The 12,122-nt window shown below is 71.5% G+C and carries 8 protein-coding genes; 4 read left to right on the forward strand and 4 right to left on the reverse strand.

Annotation, left to right across the window (positions count from 1 at the left end; all coding sequences use genetic code 11):
* Positions 1-685 precede the first annotated feature (685 nt).
* Positions 686-1,135: a PTS sugar transporter subunit IIA gene (locus IE269_RS42370; RefSeq protein WP_189828712.1), complete on the forward strand. Its 450-nt coding sequence runs from the start codon at positions 686-688 to the stop codon at positions 1,133-1,135.
* Positions 1,136-1,217: 82 nt separating this feature from the next.
* Positions 1,218-2,888 (forward strand): phosphoenolpyruvate--protein phosphotransferase, encoded by a 1,671-nt coding sequence (ptsP, locus tag IE269_RS42375; RefSeq protein WP_189828713.1) that lies wholly within the window; start codon positions 1,218-1,220, stop codon positions 2,886-2,888.
* Positions 2,889-2,957: 69 nt separating this feature from the next.
* On the opposite strand, the gene IE269_RS42380 is transcribed toward ptsP, so the two are convergent.
* Both IE269_RS42380 and IE269_RS42385 read right to left on the reverse strand, forming a co-directional pair.
* Positions 2,958-3,875 carry a hypothetical protein gene (locus IE269_RS42380; protein ID WP_189828714.1) on the reverse strand — a complete coding sequence of 306 codons (918 nt, stop codon included), beginning with the start codon at positions 3,873-3,875 and terminating at the stop codon, positions 2,958-2,960.
* Positions 3,876-3,897: 22 nt separating this feature from the next.
* Positions 3,898-5,172 carry an MFS transporter gene (locus IE269_RS42385; protein WP_308437011.1) on the reverse strand — a complete coding sequence of 425 codons (1,275 nt, stop codon included), beginning with the start codon at positions 5,170-5,172 and terminating at the stop codon, positions 3,898-3,900.
* A gap of 45 nt (positions 5,173-5,217) precedes the next feature.
* Between IE269_RS42385 and IE269_RS42390 the strand changes: the two genes are divergently transcribed.
* The gene (locus IE269_RS42390) at positions 5,218-6,537 is read left to right on the forward strand and encodes an aminotransferase class I/II-fold pyridoxal phosphate-dependent enzyme (RefSeq protein WP_189828715.1); all 1,320 of its coding nucleotides are present in this window, start codon (positions 5,218-5,220) and stop codon (positions 6,535-6,537) included.
* A gap of 15 nt (positions 6,538-6,552) precedes the next feature.
* Here the strand turns inward: IE269_RS42390 and IE269_RS42395 are convergent, their stop codons facing one another.
* On the reverse strand, positions 6,553-8,550 hold the full coding sequence (locus tag IE269_RS42395) for an acetoacetate--CoA ligase (RefSeq protein ID WP_189828716.1): 1,998 nt from the start codon (positions 8,548-8,550) through the stop codon (positions 6,553-6,555).
* Between the two features lie 231 nt (positions 8,551-8,781).
* Between IE269_RS42395 and IE269_RS42400 the strand changes: the two genes are divergently transcribed.
* Positions 8,782-11,409, forward strand: coding sequence for a glycoside hydrolase family 31 protein (locus tag IE269_RS42400; protein WP_229898553.1), 2,628 nt, complete (start codon positions 8,782-8,784; stop codon positions 11,407-11,409).
* Between the two features lie 40 nt (positions 11,410-11,449).
* Here IE269_RS42400 and IE269_RS42405 read toward each other — a convergent pair whose 3' ends face one another.
* A complete protein-coding gene (locus IE269_RS42405; protein WP_189828717.1) occupies positions 11,450-11,965 on the reverse strand; it encodes an NUDIX domain-containing protein in 516 nt (171 codons plus the stop codon).
* Between the last annotated feature and the right edge of the window lie 157 nt (positions 11,966-12,122).

Here is a 12,122-nt window from a genome sequence, read left to right on the forward strand (position 1 = left end):
CCCGTAATCGGGTTCACACATCGGAAGAGCGGAACAGCCACCATCGGAATAAGACGGTGTGTTCCTGCGTCCTCGCTAGTGTTTGCCTACCCGCCGCATGGGCCAGTAGGACTTCAAAGGAACCACGACCATCGAAGTGGCCGGGGTATCAACATATTTGGCGTTGACTTTTGGCACGCTGTTGAGTTCTCAAGTAACGGACGCTTCCTTTGTACTCACCCTCTCGGGCTTTCCTCCGGACGTTTTTCGTTCGGTGTTTCTGTTGTTCTTGCGTTTCCGACTCTATCAGACTGTTTCCAGTGCCGATTTCCTCGGTGCTTTCCAGGTTCTTCGCTTTCGCGTTTTCCCTTTCCGGCGTTTCCGACTCTATCAGTGCTTTTCCGTCTTCCTGACCACTCGTTTCCGCGGCATGCGGAAATAGCGATCCGGGATAGGATCAACGTTCTAGAGGCGCTGCCGACGCACGGTTCACAAGAAGTTGGAGCACGTGTTGGGGTCAGGCAGGAGTACGACAGTACATGGCGCCGCTTGTTGAGGCAAATCGTTTGCGGTGCACCCCTAGGTCCGCCAAGTGGCACCTCTCGTGCGGAACCGGGACTTCTTATGACTTACCCTGCTGAAGCAGGTATGCCGTCCAGGACAGGTAGTGACGGCACCGCACAAACTCCGCCCCTGGGAGGCCCCCATGACCAGCGTGACGTCCCCTCTTGAAGGTCGCGCCATCGGACTCGCCGCAGTCCCCGACCCCGTGTTCTCCGGAGCGATGGTCGGTCCCGGTACCGCTATTGACCCCGTGCGTGAGCCCTCCGCAGCCGTGTCCCCCGTGGACGGTGTCGTCGTCTCCCTGCACCCGCACGCGTTCGTCGTCGTCGACTCCGAGGGCCACGGTGTGCTGACCCACCTCGGCATCGACACTGTGCAGCTCAACGGTGAGGGCTTCGAGCTCCTCGTGAACAAGGGCGACACCGTGACGCGCGGCCAGGAAGTCGTGCGTTGGAACCCGGCTGCCGTCGAGGCCGCCGGCAAGTCGCCCGTCTGCCCCGTCGTGGCTCTCGAAGCCAGCGCCGACGCCCTCGCGGACGTCCAGGAGAGCGGCGACGTGAAGTCCGGCGACGCGCTCTTCACCTGGAAGTAGAACGTCGGCGCCGTCCGTGATGACGGCGGGTAGTACATCCACAGCGGCGGCAGTGTCCGTCGCAACTAGCGGAGACGGTGAAATGGAGACAACGCTGCGAGGCGTCGGCGTGAGCCACGGTGTGGCGATCGGCGAAGTTCGGCACATGGGTACGGCGGTCCTGGAGCCGCCGGCCAAGCAGATTCCGGCGGAGGACGCGGAGCGCGAGCAGGGGCGCGCCCGGCAGGCCGTGGAAGCTGTGGCGGCCGACCTGATTGCGCGTGGCAATCTGGCGGGCGGCGAGGCCCAGGCCGTGCTTGAGGCACAGGCCCTGATGGCCCAGGACCCCGAGCTGATGGCCGACGTGGACCGTCGGATCGCCGTCGGCAGCACCGCCGAGCGCGGTGTGTACGACGCGTTCGCCGCGTACCGTGCGCTGCTTGCCGGTGCGGGCGAGTACCTGGCCGGTCGTGTGGCTGACCTGGACGACGTGCGGAATCGTATCGTCGCCCGTCTGCTGGGCGTTCCGATGCCGGGTGTGCCGGACAGCGACGAGCCGTACGTGCTCATCGCGCGGGACCTGGCGCCTGCGGACACCGCACTGCTCGACCCGGCGCTGGTGCTCGGGTTCGTGACCGAAGAGGGCGGGCCGACCAGCCACAGCGCGATCCTCGCGCGTGCGCTCGGTGTTCCCGCCGTGGTGGCGCTTCCGGGTGCCGGTGAGCTCGTCGAGGGCACGGTCGTGGCCGTCGACGGCAGCACGGGCGACATCTTCGTCGAGCCCAGCGCCGAGAAGCGTGCCGAGCTGGAGGCCGCTGCCGCCGCGCGCAAGGCCGCGCTGGCCGCGTCGACCGGTCCGGGCGCCACGTCCGACGGTCACAAGGTGCCGCTGCTCGCCAACATCGGTGGTCCGGCGGACGTGCCGGCGGCCGTGGAGGCGGGTGCCGAGGGTGTGGGCCTGTTCCGTACGGAGTTCCTGTTCCTGGACGACAGCAAGCACGCGCCGTCCGAGGAGTCGCAGGTCCAGGCGTACCGCACGGTGCTGGAGGCCTTCCCCGAGGGCCGTGTGGTCGTGCGGGTGCTCGACGCCGGTGCGGACAAGCCGCTTGAGTTCCTGACGCCGGCCGAGGAGCCGAACCCGGCGCTCGGTGTGCGTGGTCTGCGCTCGCTGCTGGACCACCCGGAGGTGCTGCGCACGCAGCTGACCGCGCTGGCCAAGGCCGCCGAGGGTCTGCCCGTGTACCTGGAGGTCATGGCGCCGATGGTCGCGGACCGTACGGACGCCAAGGCGTTCGCGGACGCGTGCCGTGAGGCGGGGCTCCAGGCGAAGTTCGGCGCGATGGTGGAGATTCCGTCCGCCGCGCTGCGGGCGCGTTCGATCCTGCAGGAGGTCGAGTTCCTGTCGCTGGGGACCAACGACCTGGCGCAGTACACCTTCGCGGCCGACCGTCAGGTCGGTGCGGTGTCGCGTCTGCAGGACCCGTGGCAGCCGGCGCTGCTCGACCTGGTGGCGGCTTCGGCCGAGGCTGCCAAGGCCGAGGGCAAGAGCTGCGGCGTCTGCGGCGAGGCAGCGGCCGATCCGCTGCTGGCCTGTGTGCTGACCGGTCTGGGTGTCACCTCCCTTTCCATGGGTGCGAAGGCCATTCCGTACGTGCGCGCGACGCTGGCGAAGTACACGCTGGCGCAGTGCGAGCGGGCGGCTGCCGCGGCGCGTGCCGTGGACACCGCCGAGGAGGCCCGTGTGGCCGCGCAGGCGGTGCTGTCCGGGGAGTGACCCGACAGCGCGGTTGAGTTGGAGGCCCGTGGGGCTGCCGGTGCGAACCGGTGGCCCCACGGGCTTTTTCTAGTGGTGCCCGGTGCCGGGGTCGTCCAGGACGAATCCGGCGCAGTATTCGACGCCGGATTCCGGGGAGACGGGTTCGCCCGTCTCGGCGTCCGTGCAGTAGGCGTTGAAGACTTCGGCCTCGGTCAGGGCGGTCAGGCCGCCTCGGTCGAGTCTCCAGCCGTGCACCCGGTCCGGCTGTCCTTCGCGGGTCGTGCGCAGGACCACTCCCCCGGGGCTCTCCAGGGCGATGCCGGCGGCGAGGACGGTCACGAACTCGGCGCCTTCGTCGTCGTTGAGTTCGGGGACGCCGTCCGCGCCGGCCTCCGCGTGCAGGACGGAGAGCAGTTGCTCGCTCTCGGCGGGGACGCTGCACACCAGGTGGTGGATGCCGCGTCCGGCACCCTTGAGCAGGGCGACCAGGAGGTGCGACGAGCGCTCGAACGCCTCCTTGCCGATGTCCTCGCCGCAGCCCGCGCAGTTGCCGAGGTCGGACAGGAGGAGGGTTGCGCAGTCCCACGTGGCCTGGCGGACCGCTTCGTCCACGAGCACGTGGATGAGCTGGTCGAGGGGCTCGCCCGTGTAGGGAACGCAGGTGCCGCGGGCGGCGACGTGCGCGGTGAAGCGGGCGCGGGTCTCCGGGCGGTCGGGGTCGAGGCCCGTCGACGTACAGAACTCTTCGAATTCTTCCGGGTCGAAGAGGGCGACGCTGGTGTGGAGGCCTTCGGCGGACAGGGTTTTGAGCAGGTGGTCGACCTGCTGGAGGTAGGCCCTGTGGTTGTCGAAGGTGAAGGTGCGGTAGGCGCGCATGGCTTCGAAGTCCTCCGGGTCGGCCAACAGGCCTACGGTGCTGGGGACTTCGCGGCGCAGTGTGCGGCGGGTGGATCGGTTGGTCCGCGTGGACCTGGTGGTGCGGTTCTGGTTCTTGGCGTACTCCATTGCTCCCCCTGAGCGCGGTCGATCATTGCTCACTCACAGTAACCGGGGGGTCTGACAACGCCGGTTCGGTGAGGTGGTCGCGGGTCAGGCTGTACTGGGCGAGGGCGGTGGCGGTGAGGATCGCGCCCAGGCCGAGCCAACCGGGCGGACCTGCGGCGATGGCCGCGGAGACGACGAGCGGGCCGGCGCTGCGCTGGACGGAGACGGCCAGTCCGTGGACGCCGAGGTAGGCGCCTTGGGCGTCGTCAGCGGCGAGGACTACGGAGAGTTCCCAGGAGAGGGTCGCGTGGAGCATTTCCGCGCAGGTGAGGGCGGCGGCGGCCACGACCAGGGCGGCGACGGCGGTCCAGGTTCCCCCGGCGGCGGAGGCGGCGAGGGCGGCGGTGCCGATCACGAAGGCTCCGGCGAGCGGGAGGAGGAGTCGGTGGGCGGCCCGGGTGGTCGGGGCGAGCTTGGCCATGGGTACCTGGAAGGCGACGACCAGCACGTTGTTGAGGACCAAGAGCAGCGGGGCGAGGCCGTGCGGGGCGTCGGTGGCGTGGACGATCCAGAGCGGGAGGCCCACGGAGAAGATCACGTCGTCGAGGAAGAGGACGGCTTCGGTGGCGGTGTAGAGGAGGTAGGTGCGGTCGCGCCAGGGGTTGGAGCGGGGGGTGGGGGCCGGCTTTTCGGTGTCGGAGGTGGTGATGACGCGGGAGGGGTGGGCGGGTTCGGTGCAGCGGGTGACGATCGCGGCGGCGAGAAGGCTGGAGAGGGCGTTGCCGACGACCAGGGCCTGGTAGGCGGTGGTGCTGCCGATGGCCAGGGCGCCTGCGGCGGCGAGGCCGCCGACCGCGAAGCCGATGTTGACGACGGTGCGGTTGACCGCTTGGAAGCGGACGCGGTGGGGGCCGGAGATGCGGGCGGCGAAGAGCTTGGTGAGGACGCTGGTGGCGCGGTCGCCGAGGCTGGTGGCGGCGGCGAAGGCGACCAGCAGGGCGAAGTCGTCGGTGAGCAGGAGGGCGGCGGAGCCGACGGCGCGCAGGAGCTGGGTGGCGACGAGGACGTGGGTGACGGGGAAACGGTCCGCCAGGCGGCCTGCGAGGGGCGCGCCCGCGATGCCGACGCCGGCGGATATCGCGAGGAGGAGGCCGACTTGGGCGACCGAGAGGCCTGCGACGTAGGTGAAGTAGAGGGCGGCGGTGCCCGCCCAGAGACCGGAGCCCGTCTTGTCGACAAGTGAGACGGCGAGCAGGCGGCGACCGTCGCGGCCTCCCGGGATGCGGTCCTGCCATGCGGTGCGGTCGATCTGTGGCACCGTTCCCCCTTGCGTTCTTTTTTGTATTGATACATAGTGTGTTACGTGGCAGCACAATATTCGATCAATGGTACGTCCGCCAAGGGGATTTCCGCGTCCGTTGAACGGGGCGTGGCGGAGGGCGCGTTGGCGCCGGGGGACGCGCTGCCTCCGGTGCGGCGGCTCGCCGAGGACCTGGGAGTCAGTCCCGGGACGGTGGCGACGGCGTACAAGGAGCTGCGCGGGCGCGGGATCGTCGTGACGCGCGGGCGCGGCGGGACCGTGGTGGCGGAGGCGCCGGCGGTGGGGTCGCGGCGGCCGCCCAGGGTGCCCGCGGGGGTGCGGGACCTGGCGGGCGGGCATCCGGATCCGGCGTTCCTGCCCCTACTGCTGCCGCCTGCCCGGGTGGAGCCGGTCAGCGGGTCGCACCGGGCGTCGCCGCGGCTGGCGGAGCTGGAGGTGGTGGCGCGGGAGTGGTGTGCGCGGGACGGGGTGCCGGATGAGCACGTGACGTTCGCGCACGGGGCGCTGGACTGCATCTCGCGGCTGCTGTCGGCGGAGTTGAAGCCGGGGGACGCGGTGGCGGTGGAGGATCCCGGGTTCCATCACCTGCTGGATCTGGTGCCGGCGCTGGGGCTGCGGGCGGTGCCGGTCGCCGTGGACATGGAGGGGATGCGGGCGGAGCCGCTGCGGGCGGCGCTGCGGGCCGGGGTGCGGGCGGTGGTGTGCAGTCCTCGGGCGCAGAGTCCGGGGAGCGGGTGGTTCTCGGCGGCGCGGCGCGGGGAACTTCTGGCGGTGCTGCGGGACTTCCCGGACGTGCTGGTGGTGGAGGACGACCACAACGCGGACGTCTCCGGGGTGGCACTGCACTCGCTGGCGTCCGGCGGACTCCCCCGCTGGGCCCATGTGCGTACGGTCTCCAAGCATCTGGGCATCGACCTGCGGTGGGCGGCGCTGGCGTGCGACGCGAAGACGCTGGCGCGGCACGACGGGCGGATGCTGCTCACGTCGGGGTGGGTGAGCCATGTGCTGCAGGAGACGGTGTTGAGGCTGATGACGGATGCCGGGACGCGCGCCTTGGTGGGGCGGGCCCAGGAGACGTACACGAAAAGGCGCGAGGCGCTGGTGGAGGAGCTGGGACGGCGCGGGATCGCGGCTCAGGGGGGCAGCGGGCTGAGTGTGTGGGTGCCCGTGCGGGACGAGTCGGCGGTGGTGAACGGGCTGCGGTCGTACGGGTGGTGGGTGGCGGCGGGGGCGCGGTTCCGGATCGCGTCCGGGCCGGGGGTGCGGATCACGACGGCGGGGCTGGAGGTGGCGGATGCCGTACGGCTGGCCTCGGACTTCGCGGAGGTGCTGGGCGAGTCCGAGGCCACGTACGGGGGGTGAGCCCGGTGCGGGCGGTCAGCGGCGGGTGCGGGCGAGGTCCTCGTAGAAGTGGAGGAGCTCGATGTTGTCGACCGAGCCGGGGTTGACCGCCTTGGCGAGGGGGGTGCCGCCGAGGAGGCGCTTGACGGGGACCTCGATGCGCTTGCCGGTGAGGGTGTGCGGGATGGCGGGGACCTGGATGACCTCGTCGGGAACGTGGCGGGGGGAGAGCGAGGTGCGGATGGTGGTCTTGATGCGGGTGAGGAGGTCTTCGTCGAGGACGGCGCCTTCGGCGAGGTGGACGAAGAGGGGCATCCAGTAGCCGCCGTCGGGCTCTTCCAGGCCGATGACGAGGGATTCGCGGATCTCCGGGAGGCGTTCGACGGCCTCGTAGATGTCGGCGGAGCCCATGCGGACGCCGCCGCGGTTGAGGGTGGAGTCGGAGCGGCCGTGGATGATCACGGAGTGGTGGTCGGTGATGGTGATCCAGTCGCCGTGCCGCCAGACGCCGGGGTAGGTGTCGAAGTAGCTGTCGTGGTAGCGGGAGCCGTCGGGGTCGTTCCAGAAGCGGATCGGCATGGACGGCATGGGGTTGGTGACGACGAGTTCTCCGACTTCGCCGGTGAGGGGCTTGCCCTGGGGGTCCCAGGACTGAAGGTCGGTGCCGAGGCAGGCGGCCTGGAGTTCACCGATGTGCACCGGGAGGGTGGGAACGGCTCCGGCGAAGCAGCTGCAGACGTCGGTGCCGCCGCTGACGGAGGCGATCCACAGGTCGTGGCCCGCGTCGGCGAATTCGTCGTGGAGCCAGCGGAAGCCGTCGGGCGGGAGCGGGGAGCCGGTGGTGGCGACGCACTTGACGCGGGAGAGGTCGTGGTCGGCGGCCGGGTGGACGCCGGCCTTGCGGCAGGCCATGACGTAGGCGGCGGAGGTGCCGAAGAGGGTGGCGCCGGTCTTTTCGGCGATGGCCCACTGGGCGCCCGTGTCCGGGAAGCCGGGGCTGCCGTCGTACAGGACGATCGTGGTGCCCGTCAGCAGGCCGGAGACGAGGAAGTTCCACATCATCCAGCCGGTGGAGGTGTACCAGAAGAAGCGGTCGTCGGGGCCGAGGTCGCAGTGCAGGCCGAGCTGCTTGAAGTGTTCGAGCAGGATGCCGCCCTGCGACTGGACGATCGCCTTGGGGAGTCCGGTGGTGCCGGAGGAATAGAGAACCCAAAGGGGGTGGTCGAAGGGAACTTGCTCGAAGACCGGCTCGTTGTCACTCTCAGTGAGGGAAGACCACGCGAGAGTGCCGGAGGGGGCAGGGGTGTCGAGCAGGGGGATGTGGACGACCGCGCGGAGGGTGGGCAGTTCGCGGCGGAGTTCGGCGACGGTTTCGGTGCGGTCGTGGGTCTTGCCGCCGTAGCGGTAGCCGTCGACGGCGAAGAGGACGACGGGTTCGACCTGCTGGAAGCGGTCGAGGACGCTGCGGGCGCCGAAGTCGGGGGCGCAGGAGGTCCAGACGGCGCCGACGGCGGCGGTGGCGAGGAGGGCGGTGACGGCTTGGGGAATGTTGGGGAGGTAGCCGCTGACGCGGTCGCCGGGGCGGACGCCGAGGGCGCGGAGTTCGGCGGCCAGGGAGCCGACCTGGCGGCGGAGCTCGGACCAGGTGACGGGCTGGGGGTTCTGGGACTCGTCGACGTGCAGCAGGGCGGGCTCGTCCGCGCGGGCCGGGTCCTCGGCGGTGCGCAGGGCGTGCTCGGCGTAATTGAGCGTGGCGCCGGGGAACCACTGGGCGCCGGGCATGGTGCGGTCGCCGATCACCGTGTCGTACGGGGTGGAGAAGCGGATGTCGAACCAGTCGGCTACGGCCTTCCAGAACGTGTCGAGCTCGGTGACCGACCAGCGGTGCAGGGCATCGTAGCCGCCGGTGGCGGGGGCTCCGTGGTGCTCGGCGGCCCAGGCCTGGAAGCGGGTGACCGCCGCCTCGGCGATGCGGTCGGGGCCCGGCTGCCAGAGGGGCTCGGGCTGGGAGGCGGTGGGCGTCGCTGAGGTCATGGGTGGCTCCCGGGTTCTGCGGTTCTGCTCTGCTGCGGGTGGGCTGGGCAGTCGGTCCAGTGGGGTCGGTGGGGACCCGGTGGGGACGATGCCATGTGATCGACTTCCGCACCAGGGTGGGTGCGGTGGCTCATGGGTGGTCGGCCGGCGGTGGGCGTGGGGAAGGTGGTGCAGGTGAACGGGAGTTGAACGGGGCCCGGAAGGCTGTCGGCCGGTGGGAGGGTGTGGGGCATGGACGGTCGTGACCTGATGCGCTCGGTACGGATGATCGGTTCGGCGCGGGGGCTGCGGGCCCTGCGGCACGCGTGGCGGGCGAGGCGGGTGGATGCGTGGGCGTTGCCGGGGTCCGGGGCGGAGCGGGCACGGGTGCCGGGGGTCGCGCTGGGGGCGCGGGCATTGCCGGGGGGCGGGGTGGTCCGGTTCGAGCGGTCGGAGCTGCGGATTCTGGTGGCGGCGGGTGGGGCTGTGTTCTGGGGGTGGGACGGGGCGGAGCCGGAGCCGTCGTATGCCTTGGCGGGGTTGTGTCCTGATCCGGATGTGCGGGTGGTGCTGGAGCCGGACACCGGGGGTGGGTGGCGGGTGGTGTCGGAGCGGGTGACGGTGGCGGTGGGGAGGGATGGGGCGATTGAGGTGCGGACGCCGGGTGGGGTGAGGCTGCGGAGGGAGTTGGCGCCGAGGTGGTGGGAGGGGGGTGCGGGGGCCGGGGGCGGGCCGGAGGGCGTTGGGGGTGGGCCGGTGTCTGAGGTGCGGGCAGGGGGCGGGGCCGGGGTGGCCCGGCGTCGGGTGGGCCACCCCCTTGCCCGCCGGTTCCGCCCCCTTGGGGCGGCCCCGTCGCCCAAGGGGGCTCGGCAGGAAGGGGCGGAGCCCAAGGGGGCGGGAGGGATGGCCGCCACGGGGGCTGGGGTGGGAGGGGGATGGCCGAGGGGCTTGTTGTGGCGGTGGAGAGGGGTGCGGGTGGGTGGCCGGAGGTGGGTGCAGAGGGCGGAGGTGGGTGCGGATGCGAGGTTTTTCGGGCTTGGGGGGAGAAGCGGGGGGCCGAGGCTGCGGGACGGGGTGTACCGGCTGTGGAACAGCGATCCCGGTGGGCGGTTCGGGCCGGGGGCCGATCCGCTGTACTTGACGATGCCCGTGCAGTTCGTGGTGGCGGATGCGGGGGCGCATCTGGCGTTCTACGACAACTCGTGGGAGGGCGAGGTGGTACTGCGGGAGGGCGAGGAAGGAGGGGGTTCCGGGCACGACCGGGCCGGGTGCAGTGAAGTGCGCATGTCGGGTGGGCCGTTGCGGTGCTGGGTCGTGGTGGGGACGCCCGCGCGGGTGCTGCACGGGTGGACCGCGCTCACCGGGCGGCCCGCGTTGCCCCCGGCCTGGGCGCTCGGGCCGCAGCACGCGCGGTGGGGGTTCGGGAGCGCGGCCGAGGTGCGGCGCGTGGTCGCCGGGTACCGGGAGCGGGGGCTGCCGTTGGCCGCCGTACACCTGGACATCGATCACTACGACCGGCATCGGGTGTTCACCGTGGACCGGGCGGCGTTTCCCGATCTTCCGGGGCTGGCACGGGAGTTGCGGGAGGACGGGGTGCGGCTGGTGTCGATCGTGGATCCGGCGGTCGCGGCCGAGCCGGGGAATGCCGTGTACGACGCCGGGGTCGCGGCCGGGGCGTTCGTGAAGGACGCGCGGGGGCGGGAGGTGCGCGGGGAGGTGTGGCCCGGGGAGTGCGCGTTTCCGGACTTCACGGATCCGGGTGTGCGGGAATGGTGGGGGGAGTTGTACGAGGAGCGGCTGGCGCAGGGATTTTCCGGGGTGTGGCACGACATGAACGAGCCGGTTGTGTTCTCGCCGTTCGGGGAGTCCACGCTGCCGTTGTCGGCGCGGCATGCGTTGGAGGGCCGGGGCGGGGATCACCGGGAGGCGCACAACGTGTATGCGCTGGGGATGGCGCGGGCCGGGTACAAGGGGCTGCAGCGGTTGCGGCCCGAGGAGCGGCCGTTCCTGTTCTCGCGGTCCGGGTGGGCGGGGATGCAGCGGTACGGGGGGACGTGGTCGGGGGATGTGAGCAGCGGGTGGGCGGGGCTGCGGGCGTCGCTGTCGCTGGTGCTGGGGCTGGGGTTGTGCGGGGTGCCCTATTCGGGGCCGGACGTGGGCGGGTTCGACGGGCGGCCGGATGCGGAGCTGTATCTGCGGTGGTTCCAGTTGGGGGCGTATCTGCCGCTGTTCCGGACGCACTCGGCGATCGATGCGGGGCGCCGGGAGCCGTGGGAGTTCGGGCCGCAGGTGCTGGAGGGCGCGCGGGCGGCGCTGAAGGAACGGGAGCGGCTCGGGCCGTACTTCGTGACGCTGGCGCATCTGGCGCGGCTCACCGGGGCGCCGTATGTGCGGCCGGTGTGGTGGGGGGCGCCTGGGGATCGGGCATTGAGGGACTGCGAGGACGCGTTCCTGCTGGGAGACGCGCTGTTGGTGGCGCCGGTGTTGGAGCCGGGGGTGGGGCGGAGGGCGGTGCGGTTGCCGCGGGGGCGGTGGTACGACGTGGTGAGTGGGGAGGGGTTTGAGGGGCCGGGGCAGGTGATGGTGGATGCGCCGGGGGTCGGTGGGGGCGGAGCTGGTGGTTCCGCGCGGATTGCGGTGTTGGCGCGCGGTGGGGCGGTGATTCCCGTACGGGGTGCTGGGGGCGGGGTGGAGCTGGAGGTGTGGGCACCGGGGGCGGGGCGGACCGGGGGTGGGGTGTTGGTGCGGGATGTGGGTGAGGGGTGGGGGGAGCCGAGGGTGGAGCGGTTTGTGTCGTGGGTGCGGGAAGGGGTGGTTGGGGTGGAGCGGGAGGGGGGTGGAGAGGTGGAAATCCCGGTGCGGGTGAGGGGGGTGGGGTGAGGCGGTTCCTCACGGTTGCCGGGCCGGTGGTCACGAGGAGTCAGGGAAGGTGTACGTGGTCGTACTGGCCCGTGAACCAGGCGTGGGCCGCCTGGGTGTGGAGCGGGAAGGTGAGGGGGGCCGAGGCGGGGAGGACGTGCCAGCCGGTGGTTTCGGCGGTGGGGGTCGGGGGCGGGAGTTCTGCGATGTCGACGGTGGGGAGGAGGCCGAAGAGGAGGAGGTGGTCGGTGGTGGAGCTGAGGGCGTCGGCGAGCCGGACGTCCGAGGCGGGGGCCACGATGCCGGTCTCCTCGCGGAGTTCGCGGACGACTGCCGTCCGCCAGTCCTCGCCGTGGTCGATGAAGCCCCCCGGGAGGGCCACCCCGCCGCGCCCCGGGTCGATGGTGCGGGTGATGACGACGAGTCCGGTGCCGGCCTCGGAACGGACGGGAAGAAGGGCCACCGCCACCGGCAGCGGGTTCCGGTAGGCCGTCTCGCCGCAGGCGGCGCAGGTGCGCGGCCAGGCGGAGGTGTCCGCGTAGGGCGCCCCGCAGTGGGCGCAGTGGGAGTGGTTCACGCGCCGACTGTAGGGCGTCGTACGGGAGGGCGTCGCGGGGTTTCGCCGGCAGTCCCCCAGTGGTAGACGGGGCGCATGAGACGACGACTCGGTTCTGCCCTGTGCGGCCTCGGCGCTGCTGCCCTCGCGCTCCTCTCGGTGGGCGCCGCCCCGCCGG

It is taken from the genome of Streptomyces spiroverticillatus (assembly GCA_014650415.1).
GTDB lineage: Bacteria > Actinomycetota > Actinomycetes > Streptomycetales > Streptomycetaceae > Streptomyces > Streptomyces spiroverticillatus.

Coding starts and splice junctions, on each gene's coding strand:
- IE269_RS42370 (WP_189828712.1), top strand. CDS start 686: ATGACCAGCGTGACGTCCCCTCTTGAAGGTCGCGCCATCGGACTCGCC.
- ptsP (WP_189828713.1), top strand. CDS start 1,218: ATGGAGACAACGCTGCGAGGCGTCGGCGTGAGCCACGGTGTGGCGATC.
- IE269_RS42380 (WP_189828714.1), bottom strand. CDS start 3,875: ATGGAGTACGCCAAGAACCAGAACCGCACCACCAGGTCCACGCGGACC.
- IE269_RS42395 (WP_189828716.1), bottom strand. CDS start 8,550: ATGACCTCAGCGACGCCCACCGCCTCCCAGCCCGAGCCCCTCTGGCAG.
- IE269_RS42400 (WP_229898553.1), top strand. CDS start 8,782: ATGGACGGTCGTGACCTGATGCGCTCGGTACGGATGATCGGTTCGGCG.